Below are 17,567 nucleotides of genomic sequence, written 5' to 3' on the forward strand. Positions count from 1 at the left end.
CGGGGCAAATGTGTGCAGCTCCCCCCTCTACCTAGGAATGTGCGGTAGGAACCTACATCAATTTGGACTATGCGTATATTTTTCGGGGGGACAATTATATCAATGGCCGGCTTGTCATTCGAGATCCTTATTGATGACGCTCTTGCCGGAATCACTTCCGTGTCTCAGCTCACTACTTTAGTAAACAAGCGGGTTCTTAGCTTAATCAACGACTTCGAGGACGCCGAGTGGCGGTATCTCAAATTCCAAAGTTACCTCTGGGACAATATAGCTCAAACCGCCTTGTCGCAAAGAGAGCGATCCGCACTTGTTGACCAGAGTCACAGCAGCCTTATAGCGGCTGCTCAGAACCTCAGATTGACTGACAAGGATGAGCTGGGTCAGGGCAGCGAAATAGCAGAAGTGTTCTTGTATGGACTGATGCGCCATCGCTTTGGCGCGTTGCCGGTAGTTCCGAAGATTTTTTACAAACAGAATGTTCAGGACAATGCCAAGGGAGCAGACAGCGTACATGTTGTGGTGAAAGGCGACGACTTTACACTTTGGTTCGGCGAAGCGAAATTTTACAACTCCATAGCGGATGCTCGACTTGATGCAGTAGTGACTTCCGTTCTGAACTCGCTGTCGACCGATAAGCTGAAAAAAGAAAACGCGATAATAACCAGCGTCTCAGACCTGGATGGACTGCCGATTGCCGCAGGCCTTCGAGAGAAGATCAAAGCTGCTTTAAGCAACCGCGAGTCGATCGACAATCTAAAGGCGAAAATTCATATACCAATCCTTTTGTTGCACGAATGCGCCACGACAGCGGCCGCGAACGAATTGTCGGAGAACTACAAGAGGGCACTAGCAGCATTTCACAAGGAAAGGGCTGCGTCTTACTTTTCAAAGCAGATCGCAAAATCCAGTTCAGTTTATAAATACGATGATCTCAACTTCCACATCATACTCTTTCCGGTCCCAAGCAAGAAGAAGATCGTTGATGCGTTTGTCCACGCCGTGGCCTTCTACAAAGGACAGAAATGATGGAGATTTTTGAGACCTGTCAGGAGATCAATGGGCTGCTATCCATTCAGAATGAGATGGCTGCCAGAAATCTGTTGATACGACTACTGGCAGATTTGGATCGGGCCAAGACGCCCTACCCGCAGTTAGTGAATCATATGATCCGAGCGACCGGCCTGTTTCCCTACCTGCAGCTTGAGAGCGCGTCGTGGGATCAGAAATACGTGCATCACGCGTTTGAGGTCGACGTTGGCCGCCGATTGGCAACCTTGCACCGAGAGCAATCCACTGTCCTCGCCAAGCTCCTGAACGGAAAGAGCATCGCGGTAAGCGCCCCGACGAGCTTCGGGAAGAGCTTCATCATCGACGCATTTGTAGCCGCGAAGCATCCCGACACAGTTGTGATCATCGTTCCGACAATCGCGCTAATGGACGAAACACGAAGGCGACTGTTCAAGAAATTCTCCGAGCACTACACGATCATAACCGCACCGGATACGCGGCTTGGATCTAAGAACATCTTCATCTTTCCGCAGGAGCGCGCCTTCGGATACTTGGCGTCCCTAGAAAAGATCGACCTTCTCGTCGTAGATGAATTCTACAAGGCGAGCCAAGAGCATGATCCCGATCGTGCCCCCTCTCTCATAAAAGCGATTCTAAAACTCTCGAAGAAGGCGAACCAGCGGTACTACCTTGCTCCGAACATCAAGAAACTCAACGATAATGCGTTCACGCGCGACATGGAGTTTGTTGAACTCCTCGATTTCAATACGGTGTACTTGGATATTCGAGAACCGTACAAGGAATTTGGAGGAGACGCCGCCAAGAAAGGCGCGAAGCTTATTGAGCTGATTTCTCCCCGCGATCAAAAATCACTCGTCTACGCTGGTACTTACTCTGAAATCCGAAAAATTGCCGATCTTGTAATCAAGAACCTGCCGGCCGTAGATCGGATATATACCTCAGCTTTCGCCAAGTGGCTGAGGGAAAACTACGAAAAAGACTGGCTCTTGGCCGATCTGGTTGAGCGAGCCGTCGGGGTTCACAATGGCAGCATGCACAGATGCCTCAGCCAGCTGCAGATCAAGCTGTTTGAGTATGAGGACGGGTTTGACAGCATTGTCTCCACGTCTTCCATCATTGAGGGCGTCAACACTTCTGCACAGAATGTGATCGTATGGCGCAGTAAGGTTGGCAGCACCAACCTCAAGGATTTTACATACAAAAATATCATCGGCCGCGGCGGGCGCATGTTCAAGTACTTCGTAGGCAACATCTTCCTATTAGATGCGCCCCCGAAATCTGAAGATGCCCAACTCGAAATCTCATTTCCAGATGAGATGCTGGGGACTCTCGACGAAGATGGCGATGCAGACCAGCTGACAGACCGTCAAATTGAACGGATCGTCGAGTACAGAACCCAAATGTCCAACATCATTGGCGAGGAGCAATTCGCACGTCTCAAGAAAGAAAATGTTCTGCAGGACAGCGACGCAGACTTTCTGCTGCGTTTGGCGAAAGACATGAAGGACGCCCCAGATGAGTGGAAGGGGTTCGGCTATCTCAACTCGCCAAATCCTGCTCAGTGGGACTCCATGCTATATAAAGTGCTCAAACTCAAACCCCGCGGTTGGGATACAACATGGTCTAACGTGGTGAATGTCACCAAGGCGATTGCGCACAATTGGCGTGATGACTTGTCCCAGATAATTTCGTCCTTGAGACAAAATGGTATAAGCATAGAGGACTTCTTCAAACTGGAGCGGACTGTTACATTTAAGTTGTCTGCTCTCCTCGGCGACGCAAATGAGCTTCATAAGATCATCGTGAACCCTTCTGTCGATATTTCAGGGTTCGTAGGGAGGATGAGCCGCGCGTTCCTCCCCAGTGCAGTGTACCATCTGGAGGAATACGGCCTACCGCGCATGATATCGAAGAAAATCCATGCGGCCGGTCTCATCGATTTCGAAGACCCTGAAATGGATCTCCTCAGAACACTTGAGCGATTCAAGTTTTTGGGAAGTAACGCTGTGCTGGCGACCAAATCTCTAGGACCTTTTGATCGCTATGTTGTGCGCTTCTTCTTCGATGGGATCACCCCTGACGAGCCCCAGACGTCGGAAGACTCTTCATAGGATGTTGCGCCCGAGGCGCGGCGGAGCACTCAGGCGACAATCTGTACTGATCCTGATACTTGCTCCGTGGCGCCGACACTCATCAAACAGCAGGGCCGACATTGCTATGGTTAAGCTCGGATAATCCTCAACGGGGTGTAGTAATAAAATGGGAAGTTGGAAAGTTGTCATCCCTCGCCAAGGCGTCCGCTTCTATGGCGACACTCGCAAGGTCACAGAATTCCTCAATAACGAGATAGCCTACTTTACCAAGCTTGCAATAAACGGGATCAATCTCAATTTTGGCGGTCAAGGGTACGGAAGTCTTCGGCTAAGCGAGCGCGCCACAAGTGAGTTATCGAAGATAGCCGCCGACGTTGCGGCGGAGAAAACAGAGACTCTTGAGCAATACATAAATGACGCGAACTCACGCCAAATATTGGTTGGCGCCAGCCCGGCAGGGGAAAGAGTAGGACAACTCAAACAGGAGAGTGACGTTGCCGCAGCGATACTAGCTGCTGTCTATTGTCCTAAGTGGGCACAGCCTAGTCATTCTCAAGGCCGAGAGCTAATCGCGATCTTTCAATCAGTCGCTTTCGCAAACCCTGCAAACTTCGCGTTTGATGATCTTTTGAGTGCTTCAGAGACCGCAACGCAGGTAAAGCAAGCTAACGAGACTAGCGAACTCGCCGCAAAGAAGCTCGACGCGTTCATTGATGAAAAGACCCAGCTAATAGCTGAGTTGGAAAATCTCTACCGAAAGCAGCTTACAATCCAAGAACCAGCTATTTCTTGGCAAAGCATCGCTGCCCAGAAGACAACCGTGTGGAGATTTTGGCTCTCGCTCTTCGCGTTCATGGTAGCAGCGCCGATCGTCGCGGCGCTTATCTATTGGGATGCGGTGGCCTCCGCTATTGGAAAGATTACCGCGACATCAAACGGCGGTTTCTCGATCTCTGGGTTGGCCGCGATTTCCGTTCCCGCGCTGTTCTATGCGTGGCTTCTGAAAAATATCAGCCGCGTGTTCATTCAAAACCTAAATCTTGCGGATGATGCTGATCATCGACGGTCGCTGGCACTGACATACATGGGCCTTTTGCAAGATGAAAAACGACCGACGTCGGACCAAGATAGGGCGATCATTCTGAACGCACTGTTCCGTCCCATCCCGAATCACACAGCGGACGAAGGTCCTCCGGACGGTCTCATAGAGCTGATGCGGAAATAGTAACACAGCGTGGACTTTCGAAGTCCCACCCAATTTTTGAGTGGGACAACTACAGCCAAAAACGCTGAAAATTCAAAGGTGCCGTAGAGCAATGGCGCGCAACTCAGAATGAAACTGCGAACTCCTATACCATTGAAATTGACGTATAATTTTTCGTCGCCTCAAAACGGCACCGATGCTCGTCCACGGAAAGTCCAGATTTGCACGTTGCTGCCGATGCCGCCGAGTTCGGCGCCAAGAGCGACGGTGGCCTCGTTGCCGAGGCGCGCCGCCAACCCTCCCGTTACGCGCGCGGACCAGCCATCGAGCAGCGGGACGGACGCGAGCGGCACGGCCCCGGCCAGCGCCAAGGCGGCGGCATCATCGCCGGTAAAGTAGTAATCCGCGTAGACCCCGGCATACGGCGCCAGCATCACGGCGGCTCCGGTGAGCCAGGGATAACTGAGCTTGATGCCGGCCGAGGCGCGCCCGGTGAAGAAAGTGCGGTCCGCCTGCAGAGTGCCGAGCGAGTCCGTATAGGCGTTCTCCCGCTCCCACAGCGCATAGAGCTTCGCCGAAGGTTCGATATCGAAACCATGGGTTTTGTAGTTGCCGGTCAGCCCGCTCGACACCAGCCAGCGATGGCCGCTGAAGTTGCCCGTGGCGGTGCCTGCGGTGCCGTCATAGCCGATGGCGGAATACGCCGCGGCTGCGTCGAAGCGCAGTCCCGGCGCGAACCTCCAGCCGAGGTATGAACCTAAGGTCCAGCCATCGCCCTTGAGGTGCCCGCTCAAGGTATCGGACCGGTAGTCGAAGGTCTCGTAGCCGCCGAGCGCACCGACCAGAAGATTCGGTGTGACCCTGCGGGTAAGGCCCAGCAGCGCATTGATCTGGCTGCCGTAGAGAATCGGTGTCGATGTCGACGAGCCCCAGCGATCGATGCCGCTGCCTCTGACATCCGCCCACAACAGCCAGTCCTTCGGCGCGACGTAGCCAGACGCGGGCGCCTTGGCGGGCATCGCATTGCGATTGATTGCCGCAAACGCGTTGTCGACCCGGGATGCGCCCTGCGGCAATTGCGACTGCGCATAGCTGTTGGCGCCGCCCGGCAGGCCGCCGCCGCTGCGCCCGTACGATCCATTCCATCGATCCGACACGTCGGCGCCTGCGGTTGCGGCCTGCGGCTGATCGGGATCGGCGGAGAAGTTGAAACGAATGCTGCCTCCGCCCGGCGAGACCAGGCTGCCACCATCGCTGAAGCCTTCGGAGATCGCGGTGTCGATCGCGCCGGCAATGGCTGCGCCGGAGTTTTGCGCCACGGTCTTGGTTGCGATGATCTGCAAGGCCCGCAGCTTCAGACTGTCCTGTGGCGTGTTCACCGCCTGCAGCAGCGCTGCCGACGTGCTGGCCTTGAACGTGCCATTGCCGGCATAGGTTGCGGTGATGGTATGGGTGCCGGCCGTCAGCGCCGAGGTCGTCAGGCTGGCGACCCCGCCGGCCAAGGTCGCGCTGCCGATCGCAGCGCCGCCATCGTCGAATCTCACCGTGCCGGTCGGCGTATCGCCCCCGCTCGTCACGGTTGCTGTGAACGTCACCGCCTGTCCCGGCGTGCTGGGATTGGCAGATGAGACGAGGACCGTCGACGTCGTCCCCTGGGTCACGGCCTGGCTCAGCACCGATGATGTGCTGGACGTGTTGTTGGCATCGCCGCCGTAGACTGCCGTGATCGCATGGGTTCCGGATGTCAGCGCCGATGTGGTCAACGTCGCCAGTCCGCCACTGAGGGGGCCGGTGCCCAGCGTCGTCGTACCGTCCATGAATGTGACCGTGCCGGTGGGCGTGCCGCTGGTGCCAGTCACGGTTGCGGTGAAGGTGACAGCCTGTCCCGGCGTGCTTGGATTGACCGACGAAACGAGGACTGTCGCCGTCGCCGCCTGGCTCACAGCCTGGTTCAGCACCGAAGACGTACTCGACATGTTGTTGGTATCGCCGCCATAGACTGCCGTGATCGCATGCGTTCCGGTGGTCAGCGCCGATGTGGTGAACGTTGCCAGTCCGCCACTGAGGGTGCCGGTGCCCAGCGTCGTCGTGCCGTCCTGGAACGTCACCGTGCCAGTGGGCGATGAGCCCGACACTGTCGCGGTGAAGGTGACGGCCTGTCCCGGAAGACTCGGGCTGGGTGACGCAACCAACGTAATGCTGCTGATCGCCCTGGCGATGATGATGTCCTGGGTCACCTGGCTCGCGGCCGCGACGGTGGTTCCATTGCCGGCCTGATCGGCGGCCACCGTGCACGTGCCTGCGCTGATCATGGTCACGATACCGCCGAAAACCGTGCAGACGCCCGGGGTCAGCGAGGAATAGGTTACCGCCAGGCCGCTGCTTGCCGAGGCCAGCGGACTGACCACAAACGTGCCGCCGCTGACAAAGGTCCGTCCCGTCTGGGCGCCGAAGGTGATGGTCTGGCTGATCGGTCCGACTGTATAGTTATTTGAAACGGCGGTGCCGATGCCGGCTTCCAAGCCTAAGTTCACCACCCCGGACAGGTCCACAACGACCTGATTGGTTGCCGCCGGCGCACCCGAATTTGCAGTGAGGTCGACGGTGTAGGTGATGTTGTCCGAGGTTGCGAGATTGGACGCGGTCGCATTGGTGAGCGTCAAGGCAAGGAGAGTAAAGCCGGTCACGGCTTCAGAGAACGAGATTGTCACGTTCGCCGGCTGACCATACGCCAGCTGATTCGGGGTAACGGTGACAGTCGCTGTCGGGGGCGCCGCATGGGCTGACGTCGAAACGGCAAGAAATGCGAAAACAATCAGTGCGGCCAGCTTGATGCTGCCGACAATGCGACCAAACCCAGACACAAGGCCCCCAGCACGTCTTCTTGCGATATTCCCAGTCAGTCGCAATTGATCGCATACATGTCGGGACGCGTCGAGCGCAAATAAATGCGCGCCGTCCCGCGGGCGCATGGCGGTGACGGCCGTTGCGGCGTTATGGCGCTCGATTTCTCACAGGACACTGTTCGAGGTCACAATCGAACGACCGCTCTGCGGTCCCTCCCGCGTCCCTCCATGCAGCACCGCTTGGCGGCTTGCGCCGCATTCGAAGCGGTGCCGAACTATCCCTTACGATTGCTGCGAAACGCGGCTCCCGCGCGTGATCCACACGGCAATGGTGGGACCGACGACTGCCACTACGCAAAGGGCCGAAAGCACGGCGCTGATCGGCCGCGTGACAAAGATCGTGAGATCCCCGCCACTCAGGAACAGCGTTTCGCGCAACGCCTTCTCGAAGATCGGTCCGATCACTAAGCCGAGAATCATCGGCGCGAGATCAAAACCGATCTGGCGCAAAACCGACCCGACGGCTCCGAAGCCGACCAGAACGCAAAGGTCCCAGTAGCTGTTTCGCATCGTGTAGACGCCGATGAAGCTGACGGCGAAAATGAAGCCGATCAATGTGTATTGCGGAACGCGCAGCAACCGGACCCACATCCCGACCAGCGGCAAATTCAGGGCGAGCAGCGCCACATTTCCGATATACATGGACGCGAGGAGGCCCCACACGACGTTTGGATGTTGGGACAGCAGCAGCGGCCCGGGCTGTATGCCTTGAACGATAAGCGCCCCGAGCATCAACGCCACGTTCGGCGTGAAAGGAATCCCGAGACTCAGAACAGGCACCAGCGCGGAGGTTGCGACCGCATTGTTCGCCGCTTCCGGCCCGGCAAAGCCCTCGATCGCTCCCTTGCCGAACTCGTCCCGGTGCTTTCGGGCGATGGCCTTTTCGACGCCGTAGGAGGCGAAGGTCGATGTCAGAGAGCCCGGGCCGGGCAACAGTCCGATAAGAAAGCCGATGCCCGACCCTCGCACGATGGCAGGCCACGCACGCGACCACTCGCGGCGCGTCGGGACCATTTCCCGCAAACGCACGGTGGTGGCACGCGGAAATCCTTCGTTCGAGGCGAGGACGTGGAACAGCTCGCTCAGTCCGTACAGGCCCAGTGCGACCGGCACGAGATCGAACCCCAATGCCAACGTACTCGTGTTGAATGTAAAGCGCGTGTCGCCACTGACGGCATCGACGCCGATCGTCGCCAGAGCCATGCCGACCAAAAGCATGACCATGTTCTGGGCTGGATCGTTTCCAGTAATGCGCACCAGCGTCAAACCGCCCAAAAGCGCCAGAAGGCAGAATTCCGGAGACGAGAAGCGCAGCGCAACGTCGGCTAGCAGCGTGGTGAACAGGCTGAGCCCGACAATGCTGATCGTTCCGGCGATGAACGATCCCACGGCGCAAATCATCAAGGCAGCGCCGGCTCGTCCCTTTCTGGCGAATTCGTAACCGTCGATCGTCGTGACAATAGATCCGCTTTCGCCGGGGATTCTGAGGAGGATCGCCGTGGTCGATCCGCCGTACATGGCACCGTAGTAAATCCCGGCCAACATGATCAGACCGGTCACTGCGGAAAAATGGATCGTGATCGGCATCAGGATTGCCATCGCGCCCAGCACGCCGAGACCTGGCAGAACGCCGGTGGCGGTGCCCACAAGCGCCCCGAGCAGTGCGGCCGCAATGTTCACGGGCTGGAGAGCCACGGCGAACCCGCCAAGCATGTTACCGAGCAGATCCATGGTCAGCCCCTGAAAATGACAGTGAAAAGGGAGCCGAACGGCAGCGATACCTTCAAGCCCAATGAGAAGACAATCCAGAACGCAACAGGTGTTGCCGCGCTGAGAACGACGGCACTCGTCCATGGTGCGCCGGCAAGACGTCCCATCAACAGGAGGAAGATCCCGGTCGTCAGGAAAATCCCAAAGAAGGGCAGCCCGACGATGAACATCACGCAAAGGAAAAAGGCGACCCCGACGCGCAGCGCCGCGCTGCCCCGAGGCCAGGCACCGAGATCAGCAGATACGCCGCGGTTACGAACCGTCACCAATGCGCCGAATAGCACCCAGCAGACCGCCACCAGGACGGGTACGGCGCCGACGCCCGTTCCCGGTGGGTCGCCCATCGGCAGTTCGATGGCCTGATAGAGATAGAACAGTCCCGCGACCGTCAGGATGAGCGATGTGAGCCTGATTCCGGTGGTCGATGCCGGAGCATTGGCCGCTGTCGAAGCGTCGGTCTTGATGACTATCGCCTGGTCCATCTGCGGCCTACTTTCCGCCCGGGGTCGATTGGGCCGTGGCGTTGAAGATCTCCGTGAACTGACGGGTCATCTTATCGCCATCGGTGAATTGCACCTGAATGTTCTGAGCGGTGAGCACCCGCATAAAGTCGGGATCGGACACGGCCTGCTTCACGGCCTCGACGAGAACGCGACGTTTGGCCTCAGGAATTCCCTTCGGAGCATAGACCACGTAGTCGCTGGTGGTGACGACGTCGTAGCCCAGTTCCTTGAACGTCGGGACATCCGGGTTCGAGCTCATCCGCTCGGGACCGAACACCGCCAGCGGACGCGCTTTTCCGACTTCGACCTGGGCCTTCAGCCCCGGCCAGGTGAGCGCCGCAAGTTCGGTGTTCTTTCCGAGGAAGGAGGCAACGCCGTCCGCATCGCCGCTATAGGGGACGAACCTCACGTTGATGTTCGCCTTCTTGGCGAAAGCGTCCCAAGTGTACTGATTGATTCCGCCCGCAATGCTGGCGACCTTCAGCTTCCCGGGGTTCTCCTTCGCGTACTTCACCACGTCATCCAGCGTCTTCAACGGCGAGTCCGCCTGAATGCAGATGGTGTTGTAGACGATGCCAATGCCGCCCAGAATATCGTACGTGCTGGGGTTTCCCCAGGACAATCCCTTGACCGTATGCACGGCGATCGTCATCGGACTGTTCGTTGCGACACCGATCTGGTATCCGTCCGGCTCGGCCGTGACGACGGCGGTGACACCGCGCGTTCCGGCTCCCCCGGCAATGTTCTCAATCGCAACCGGTTGCTTGAGCGGCTTTTCAAGTGCTCGTCCGAGCGCGCGGGCAATCGCGTCCGATCCGCCGCCTGCGCCGTAATTGACGGTCAGGGTGACCGGCTTCGCAGGAAACGGGTCGTCGGCAGCTTGCGCGAGAGACACGGCAGGGGAAAGACTGGCGGCGATGGTCATTACAACTAACATGCGCATCTTGAGTGATCCTCGAATTGTCCGACGAATGATCTGAGGCCGGCTATCGACCAGGCGCGCCCTCAACTCCGGACGCGCAAGTTCGCCCCTTATCCAGGAGCCGTTGACCCAAGATCAGCGAGCGTAACGATATTTTGATCATTACTTGTGTACAAGCACAAAACTTGTTCGCAAGCGCAAAACTTGCAAGCAATGCCTGGCGATTCTGAAAGCGCTGTGCCGTCCCGTCAGCGGGTGTGCATGAGTTCCGCCGCATGCATCGACGAGACAAGCGGGTCGACAACGCCTATCTCGCCGGTCAAGCGTCCCTCCACCAGGGTCAAACACCCGACACCGAAGCGGCCTTCATTGTGGGTTCCGTTTCCATGTCGACCTTAAAGCCCTTCGCGGACAAATCGCGACCGAGGGTTTCTGGAAGCAGAAGAGAGGCGATAATGAACACAGTCGCAGCAGGAAGGGCCACCGCAACCATTCCGTTGAGCAAGCTTCCACCGAAGTGAGCGGCCGCAAGAGGCACAATCACAGGCGCTATGCTGCCGAGCCCGCGACCGCCCATATAGAACGTCGACACCGCCGTCGCACGCAGGTTGACCGGATAGAGCTCGGATATCCAGACACCGGTCACGCCCAGCGCCACATTGCCCATGCCGAAGCCGATGTAGAGCCAGAACATCGGCCATTCAGTCTTCGATCCGGCGTAGAGCTGGCTGCCCCAGACGGCCATACCGACCAGAGACCCGACCCAAAACAGCGCGGGCACAAGCGCTCCGAAGCGGCGGCCAGCCCTGTCGTTGAAAAAGCCGTTCGCGAGATAGCAAATGCCGCTGACCACGGAGAGCAGAACTGCCGTCGTGCGAACAACATCACCCGGCGTATGCATATCCCGCAGCAGCAGCGTCGGAATAAAGGAGACGACGCTATAGTAGCAGAGCATGTAGCTCATCAGCCATACGAAGGCGATGACGGTCTGCCGTGCCAGCCCGTTGCGGAATAGATCCGCAAGAGGAAGTGTACGAGCTTCTGCAGTAGCCCGGCCGGCCTTGCGTTGCGCCTCATACTCCAGCCAGATCTTGGATTCAGGCATGAAGAAGCGAATGAAGATAATCAGCAGGATGGGTACGCCGCCACTCAGCAGGCCGATGCGCCAGCTCCACTCGTCGCTAAACGTCGCAATCAGCCAGATGCCAACGATTGAAGCTGTGGATGACGCGATCACAGCACAGCCTTGAAGGGCAGCCGCACCAAAACCGCGGCTGTTCTTCTTCCAGGCCTCGTTGAAGAGCACCATGCCGACGCCGTATTCGCCGCCAAGACCAATGCCGGTGATGAACCGTAGCACGGCAAGGGACCAGTAATTCCATGCGAACGCCGAAACGATCGCGGCAACCGAAAACAATGCGATTGTGAGTTGAAGCGAGGTCTTTCGGCCAAGTCGATCACCGATGACGCCGAATAGCGCTCCGCCGATGGCCGATCCGAACAATGTGAGAGCTTGCAGCGAGCCGACCTCGGTCAACGATAACGACATCGATCGCTGAATCGCAGGCAAGAGGAACGGAAATATCAGAACACCGTAGAAATCGAGTATGTAGCCCAGCATCGCTGAGATCATAATCGAATACCGTTGCCCCGGCGTGTAGTCTTCCGAACTCGAGATGGTTGCCGACATGTGACGCGTTTCCTGTTGGAGGATTGAAGTCGATAGACGTGCCCGAGACGCTTGCCGCGTCTTTGAGAGTCGAAATGCGACTTCGGCATCGTTGGGAGTCGCGAACGCGGCTCCGGTATCATTCGAAGTCGCATTCGCGACTCCGGGTTGCGTGCTTGATGTGCAGGGTCTAGCGGCCCGGCGCCCTCAGCTCCGGATAAGCAAACTCGCCCTTGTCGAGGATGTAGATATCGTCGAGCCACAGGCTGCAGCCGCGAAGCGGGATGTCCAAATGACACGGCGTGTCATTCGTACCGCCGAGCTCCGTGTTCGGCCCCGTCGAGAACAGGACGTTTCCGTAGAAGGAGAGCGCATTCATGATGTGCTCCGACGACAGCTCCTGGGAAGCCGCGATGTGGTGCCAGGCGGCACGCTCGTTCGACCCCCAGCCGATATGCGAGATCGCCCAGCCGCGCGGATCGCCGAAGCTGTCGATATAATTCTTGATGAGCAGCGCGTCGGTGCCTTCGCCCTTGAGGTCGACGATATAGCCGTCCTTGATGGTCAGCGTGACCGGCGACTGGATGTAACGCTTGAACGCGCAGAGGATGTCACCGGGCATCAGAACCACCGTGCCGTTGACCTCGCCGTCGGTCGCCTGAGTGAAGGCAAAGCCTGACGGGAAGTGATCCCAGCGCCCAGGCTCATCCGTGTATCCGTATTCCGAAATGACGGGGTATTGCTTCAGTCCATAAGTTACGTCCGTTCCGCCCGGCGACGTGATCCGCATTTTGCGGGCCGACTGCAGGAGGGTTCGAGAGAGCTCCGTTCGCCGGCGCAGATCTTCAGTCGGGAACATCTTCTTGAGGATGTGGAATGGCTCCATCACGCGCAAGATGCGCGTGCCCGCTTCCTGAATTTCGAGCTGCTCACGAGAGAACAGCAACCCGAGGAGATCGATCACCATATCCACGCGCTTCAGCGTATCGATCGCCGGCTGGTTGCCCGTGAGCGCATGCCGGCCCTGCAAGCCCGCGACCTTGCCCTGGCCGTACTTGGGCACGTTGAGATGAAAGGTCGTTGCGCCCAGGCTCTGCGCGGCCAGCATGAAGGCCTGGGCGTATTCCTGCTGATCCTCGCCGCCGCTCAAGACCGCAACGACTTCGCCCTTCTTCACCTTGCAGAGTGCCAGCTCGGCCTTGAAGAGCTCGAGCATTTCAACATCAACGATTTGTCGGGACATCTTCACTGATCTCCTGTTTGCCGAACCTAGACAAGCGGCCGTCGAACCGATCGCGCGGTCGCGCTAGAAGCTCTTCAACGATCGAAAGGAAGCCCTCGGTGTCGTCGATCTGCATTTGGTGACCGGCGCTTCGCAGCGTCCTGATCGCGATTGACGGCAGCAATCCGCGAATTTCTTCTTCATCTTCGGGCAGAATGACCCCTCCCCGCCCCGCGACGATCAACGCGGTCGGAACGCTGAGATGGGCGAGGTCGCGATGAATGTCATCGTGATGAAAGCCCTTGTGGCTCTCGATGAGCGCACGCTCGTCGCAGGTATGCATCCACTCGGCCCGGGTGCGGATGTGCTGCTCGGGCCACCGCGGAGCAGAGGGGCTTCGCAGCGCCGCGTCGGCTTCTCCGCGCTTCGCGCTTTCAAGCAATTTGAGAAGCGGTTCGACCGGAATCGGATAGGCGCGACGTCCAGGACCGGAGACCGGCGGGTCGACCAGTATCAGTTGCTCCATGGACGACGGCCGGCAACGTGCGGCGCGGATCCCGATGCGTCCACCCATCGAGTGGCCCAGCAGCGCGTAAGGGCCCATTCCGAGCTCTTCAGCGAATCCGATGAGGTCGGATGCGCACGCGTCGAGCGAATAGTCGAGATGCGGGCCGCTTTCGGAAAGGCCGCGACCGCGGACATCGAGCACGAAAACGTCGTGTCCGGAGCACAGACGCTCTGCGATGAAGGCCCATTGCGCCGCAGTCGTCGAGATGCCGGGGACAATGATGACCGCCGGCCCGGACCCGCCGAACCGCAGATAATGCTGCCGAATGCCGTTGGCACGCACATGCGCGCCGTAAAGCAATCCGGATGCTGCGGCGCCGCTCACGTTCTCTGATCCTCTGTGTGGTCATCCGACAGCGCGTGAAGCCGCTCGATAGCGGCCTGCGTCGGCATGACGTCCGCGTATTTGCTGGCGATATCGAACAGGTTGACGGCGTGGGACGTGGGCGAGCGGTCGTAGACGGCGTCGCTCGGCACAATTGATTTGAAGTTCAGCGCGCACGCATCCACGACCGAGGCCCGCACGCAGCCGCTGGTCGTGCAGCCGGTCACCACCAGCGAGTCGACGCCGGCACCGATCAGATACGTCGCAAGCGGAGTGCCGAAGAACGCGCTTGCCTGAGTCTTCGGCAGGAGCAACTCGCCGGGCTCCGGCGCCGCCTCGCGGACAAAGTCATAGCCCTCAGGCGGGATCCGCATGATACCCGGAATCTTCGAGGAGAACGCGCCCTGGTCCTGGCCCACCTTCCGTGCGACATGCGGGAAAATCACCGGCCACTTCTTCTCGCGAAACAGCCGCGCCAATTCGGCGATGTGTGCGATGGCGTGCCAACCGGCTTCGCCGCAGCTAGTCGGGTATTGCTTGATCGCTTCGCGGATCGGCATCGGCCGGTTGCCGACCGAGCGATACTGCACGTCGATGACCAGCAATGCCGGTCGTTTGCCGAATCCCGCCGCGCCACCCAGCCCGGCGAGGGCATAGGTCTCGCGCTCGTCCAGCGGTATCACATCGTCCCAGGGTTGCTTGGTGCCAGTCACGGCTGCGCTCCAGCGGTCACACTCGCGGGCATGTCAGTGAAGCGGCACGGTGGTCGCGTCGTACCGGTAGATCCAATCGTACCGCGCAGCCGTCGCTTCCGGCGCCCACTGGGTCTTGATGTAGTCACCTGCCGTTTCCGGCTTGCACAGCGCCTGATTGTGGAAGATCGGCAGCATGCCGGCCGCGGACTTCGTGACCATGGTGGTGCGATCGAGCCGCAGGCCCTGATACGTCTTGAATGCCACCGCGATGTCATCGGGATTCTCCTCGAAGCAGCGGGCGAGGACGGATGCATCCTCCAGGGCCATGTTCACACCCTGCCCGAGGTACGGCAGCATCGAATGGCAGGCGTCGCCGAGCAGGGTGATGCGTCCCTTCGACCACGTACCCAGCGACGGCCGCACGAACAGGCCCCACTTGTTCAGGGTATCCACGTTCCTGACCAGCTCGACGATATCCGGATGCCAGCCCTCGAAGTCCTTCAGGCAGTCCTCGACCGAGCCCTTCTCCGACCAGGATTCGAGCAGCCAGTCGTTATGGTCGACCTGGCCCGAAAAGGTCATCATGACCGTGTTCTGCCAGCGCACCGGATAGGCGGTGACGTGAGCGGTGGGCCCGATCCAGGTTGCCACCTCGGGTTCGCGCTGATGCGGCGCAAGGCGGTCGACCGGCACGAGACCACGCCAGGCGATGGCCTTCGTGTACTGGCTCTCGATGTTGCCGATCAGGCCAAGACGGACCTTCGAATGAGCACCGTCAGCGCCGATCAGGGCGCGCCCTTCGACTTCGGAGCCGTCAGCGAGCTTGGCCCGAACCCCTTCATCGTTTTGACTGAACCCGACAACGTTGGCGTTCAGATGAATGGCGCCCGGCTTCAACTGGCGCACGCCGTCAACGAGGATCTTCAGCAGGTGAGCACGCAGCAGCAAATAGGGCTGGTTGCGCGCCGCGTCGGAGCTGCGGTTGTAGAGGGGCCACCTATCACCGGTGTTCCAGAGCCGGATCGAGCGTCGCTCGGCCGCGATGCAGTTCTGCTCGACCTGTTCGGTGAGGCCGAGATCCCGAAGAACGCGCACGCCGTTCATGGAGATCCAAAGACCCGCTCCCACCTCGCGCAACTCGGACGCTTGCTCAAATACATCACAATCGATGCCGCGACGAAGCAGCGATAGCGCCATCGCCAAGCCGCCAATGCCGGCGCCGGCAATGAGGACGCTTGATTTATTGACCTGTTCAATGCTCATGACATCTCCAAACGATAATTGCGCTGTCTCGCAACGGGTTAGGCGGCATCTTCGGAGACTTGCTCGGCGGCAAGGCTCCTTACGGCCTCGAAAATCTTGGTGTAGCCGGTGCAACGGCAGAGGTTGCCGTGCAGGTAGTGACGGATTTGTTCGTCGGTCGGGTGCGGCGTCGCCTTTAGCAACGCCGTGACCGCCATGATGAAGCCTGGCGTGCAGAAGCCGCACTGAAGGCCGCCGTGAAGCACGAACGCCTTCTGAATCCGTGACAGGCCATTGGGCGGCGTCACGCCCTCGATGGTCGTGACCTCGCGCTGATCGACATCGACGGCGAGTGTGGTGCAACTCGAAATCGGCTCACCGTCGAGCAGAACGGTGCACGCGCCGCACACCTCCATGTCACAGGAACGCTTGGTTCCCTTCAGGCCAAGGCGATCCCGGATAAGGTCGATCAATAGCGTATGGGTTGGAACGTCGATCGCGATCGCCTGACCGTTCAACGAGAATGAGATTCGCAACACATCTGTCATTTCACACGCTCCCGGCTGCGGCGATCGCCTCTTCCGCGTTTCGCAGAAGCAAGACACCCGCAAGGTGGCGCTTATAGTCGGCGCCGCCATGCCGATCCTCGTTGACTTCCAGCTCACCCAGCGCCGTCGGGAGCACCGCCTCGATAGCCGGGCGGACTTCGGCGACGGATATGCCCTGGAGGACATCTTCGATGGCCTTCAAAGGCTGAGGTCGAGAACCGAGCGCTCCGACCCGCACGCGGGCGCTTCTGATCGTCCTTCCGCCGGCGCCCAGCGACCAAGCCATCGCGACATTTACCGAGGGCCTCTCACCATGCTTGAAGCGCCGATAGGTCACAGGTCCGGTCGGGCGCGGAAACACAATGACCGTCAGTAGCTCATCCGGCTCCCGCACCGTTTCCAGCTCACTCCGGATGAAATCGTCAGCGTGAACGACACGCGTGCCGCCGGGGCCATTAAGCACCAGCCGTGCGTCCAGAGCCGCGAGCATCGTCGGCGGATCGGCGTGGGGCTCACCGAAGCACAGATTGCCTCCGATCGTTCCGACGCTGCGGACCCTGACGTTCGCGACGTTGGCACAGAGCGAGGACAGCGCCGGCACATGCTCGCGAATAACAGGATCACTGGCGATCTTGTTGTGCGTACAGCGCGCACCGATTTCGATGTCATTCGCATCGCTGAGAACAATGCGATCAAGTCCAAGGATTCCCTTGATGTCGATAAGCCGGTCCGTATGGATGACGCGCATCTTCATCGCCAGCAGCAGTTCGGTTCCGCCGGAGTAGAACATGCCGTCGCCGGACTCTCCGACCGCACGCACGGCGTCGGCGATCGTCGAAGGCCTCTCGAATGCGAAGGGTGAAGGCAGCATG

General features: G+C 59.0%; 14 protein-coding genes. 3 read left to right on the forward strand and 11 right to left on the reverse strand.

The features are described 5' to 3' along the window. Positions 1–102 precede the first annotated feature (102 nt). The 3 genes from ACZIRK_RS23550 to ACZIRK_RS23560 all read left to right on the forward strand — a co-directional run bounded on the left by ACZIRK_RS23550 (position 103) and on the right by ACZIRK_RS23560 (position 4,347). The gene (locus ACZIRK_RS23550; RefSeq protein ID WP_463328173.1) at positions 103–1,026 is read left to right on the forward strand and encodes a HamA C-terminal domain-containing protein; all 924 of its coding nucleotides are present in this window, start codon (positions 103–105) and stop codon (positions 1,024–1,026) included. After that, entirely contained in the window at positions 1,026–3,140 is a 2,115-nt protein-coding gene (locus tag ACZIRK_RS23555; RefSeq protein ID WP_130222994.1) for a DEAD/DEAH box helicase, read from the forward strand. The genes ACZIRK_RS23550 and ACZIRK_RS23555 overlap by 1 nt, the downstream gene beginning before the upstream one ends. 148 nt (positions 3,141–3,288) lie before the next feature. Next, positions 3,289–4,347, forward strand: coding sequence for a DUF6161 domain-containing protein (locus tag ACZIRK_RS23560; RefSeq protein WP_463328175.1), 1,059 nt, complete (start codon positions 3,289–3,291; stop codon positions 4,345–4,347). A 161-nt stretch (positions 4,348–4,508) separates the two neighbouring features. Here ACZIRK_RS23560 and ACZIRK_RS23565 read toward each other — a convergent pair whose 3' ends face one another. From ACZIRK_RS23565 to ACZIRK_RS23615, 11 genes are all read right to left on the reverse strand, one after another. Further along, positions 4,509–7,298 carry an Ig-like domain repeat protein gene (locus ACZIRK_RS23565; RefSeq protein ID WP_463328177.1) on the reverse strand — a complete coding sequence of 930 codons (2,790 nt, stop codon included), beginning with the start codon at positions 7,296–7,298 and terminating at the stop codon, positions 4,509–4,511. A gap of 156 nt (positions 7,299–7,454) precedes the next feature. Further along, the gene (locus ACZIRK_RS23570) at positions 7,455–8,963 is read right to left on the reverse strand and encodes a tripartite tricarboxylate transporter permease (protein WP_349645046.1); all 1,509 of its coding nucleotides are present in this window, start codon (positions 8,961–8,963) and stop codon (positions 7,455–7,457) included. Positions 8,964–8,965: 2 nt separating this feature from the next. Beyond that, positions 8,966–9,484, reverse strand: a complete 519-nt coding sequence (locus ACZIRK_RS23575) for a tripartite tricarboxylate transporter TctB family protein (RefSeq protein WP_463328178.1) — start codon at positions 9,482–9,484, stop codon at positions 8,966–8,968. A 7-nt stretch (positions 9,485–9,491) separates the two neighbouring features. After that, positions 9,492–10,430 carry a Bug family tripartite tricarboxylate transporter substrate binding protein gene (locus ACZIRK_RS23580; protein ID WP_165435040.1) on the reverse strand — a complete coding sequence of 313 codons (939 nt, stop codon included), beginning with the start codon at positions 10,428–10,430 and terminating at the stop codon, positions 9,492–9,494. A gap of 337 nt (positions 10,431–10,767) precedes the next feature. Next, complete coding sequence (locus tag ACZIRK_RS23585) at positions 10,768–12,117, reverse strand: MFS transporter (protein ID WP_463328179.1); 1,350 nt, start codon at positions 12,115–12,117, stop codon at positions 10,768–10,770. Positions 12,118–12,286: 169 nt separating this feature from the next. After that, positions 12,287–13,339: a 2,5-dihydroxypyridine 5,6-dioxygenase NicX family protein gene (locus tag ACZIRK_RS23590; RefSeq protein WP_130223008.1), complete on the reverse strand. Its 1,053-nt coding sequence runs from the start codon at positions 13,337–13,339 to the stop codon at positions 12,287–12,289. Next, positions 13,320–14,210 (reverse strand): alpha/beta fold hydrolase, encoded by an 891-nt coding sequence (locus ACZIRK_RS23595; RefSeq protein WP_130223010.1) that lies wholly within the window; start codon positions 14,208–14,210, stop codon positions 13,320–13,322. Before ACZIRK_RS23595 ends, ACZIRK_RS23590 begins: the two co-directional genes overlap by 20 nt. After that, positions 14,207–14,923: an isochorismatase family protein gene (locus ACZIRK_RS23600; RefSeq protein WP_463328180.1), complete on the reverse strand. Its 717-nt coding sequence runs from the start codon at positions 14,921–14,923 to the stop codon at positions 14,207–14,209. Before ACZIRK_RS23600 ends, ACZIRK_RS23595 begins: the two co-directional genes overlap by 4 nt. Before the next feature lie 33 nt (positions 14,924–14,956). Continuing rightward, positions 14,957–16,168 (reverse strand): FAD-dependent monooxygenase, encoded by a 1,212-nt coding sequence (locus ACZIRK_RS23605; protein ID WP_130223014.1) that lies wholly within the window; start codon positions 16,166–16,168, stop codon positions 14,957–14,959. A 38-nt stretch (positions 16,169–16,206) separates the two neighbouring features. After that, the gene (locus ACZIRK_RS23610) at positions 16,207–16,695 is read right to left on the reverse strand and encodes a (2Fe-2S)-binding protein (protein WP_130223016.1); all 489 of its coding nucleotides are present in this window, start codon (positions 16,693–16,695) and stop codon (positions 16,207–16,209) included. 1 nt (position 16,696) lies between these two features. After that, positions 16,697–17,566 carry an FAD binding domain-containing protein gene (locus ACZIRK_RS23615; protein WP_130223018.1) on the reverse strand — a complete coding sequence of 290 codons (870 nt, stop codon included), beginning with the start codon at positions 17,564–17,566 and terminating at the stop codon, positions 16,697–16,699. Between the last annotated feature and the right edge of the window lies 1 nt (position 17,567).

This window comes from Bradyrhizobium sp. Leo114, assembly GCF_055229415.2.

Excerpts from the sequence above, each read along its gene's own strand:
- ACZIRK_RS23550 (WP_463328173.1), top strand. The coding sequence starts at position 103 with ATGGCCGGCTTGTCATTCGAGATCCTTATTGATGACGCTCTTGCCGGA.
- ACZIRK_RS23555 (WP_130222994.1), top strand. The coding sequence starts at position 1,026 with ATGGAGATTTTTGAGACCTGTCAGGAGATCAATGGGCTGCTATCCATT.
- ACZIRK_RS23560 (WP_463328175.1), top strand. The coding sequence starts at position 3,289 with ATGGGAAGTTGGAAAGTTGTCATCCCTCGCCAAGGCGTCCGCTTCTAT.
- ACZIRK_RS23565 (WP_463328177.1), bottom strand. The coding sequence starts at position 7,298 with ATGCGCCCGCGGGACGGCGCGCATTTATTTGCGCTCGACGCGTCCCGA.
- ACZIRK_RS23570 (WP_349645046.1), bottom strand. The coding sequence starts at position 8,963 with ATGGATCTGCTCGGTAACATGCTTGGCGGGTTCGCCGTGGCTCTCCAG.
- ACZIRK_RS23575 (WP_463328178.1), bottom strand. The coding sequence starts at position 9,484 with ATGGACCAGGCGATAGTCATCAAGACCGACGCTTCGACAGCGGCCAAT.
- ACZIRK_RS23580 (WP_165435040.1), bottom strand. The coding sequence starts at position 10,430 with ATGACCATCGCCGCCAGTCTTTCCCCTGCCGTGTCTCTCGCGCAAGCT.
- ACZIRK_RS23585 (WP_463328179.1), bottom strand. The coding sequence starts at position 12,117 with ATGTCGGCAACCATCTCGAGTTCGGAAGACTACACGCCGGGGCAACGG.
- ACZIRK_RS23590 (WP_130223008.1), bottom strand. The coding sequence starts at position 13,339 with ATGTCCCGACAAATCGTTGATGTTGAAATGCTCGAGCTCTTCAAGGCC.
- ACZIRK_RS23605 (WP_130223014.1), bottom strand. The coding sequence starts at position 16,168 with ATGAGCATTGAACAGGTCAATAAATCAAGCGTCCTCATTGCCGGCGCC.
- ACZIRK_RS23610 (WP_130223016.1), bottom strand. The coding sequence starts at position 16,695 with ATGACAGATGTGTTGCGAATCTCATTCTCGTTGAACGGTCAGGCGATC.
- ACZIRK_RS23615 (WP_130223018.1), bottom strand. The coding sequence starts at position 17,566 with ATGCTGCCTTCACCCTTCGCATTCGAGAGGCCTTCGACGATCGCCGAC.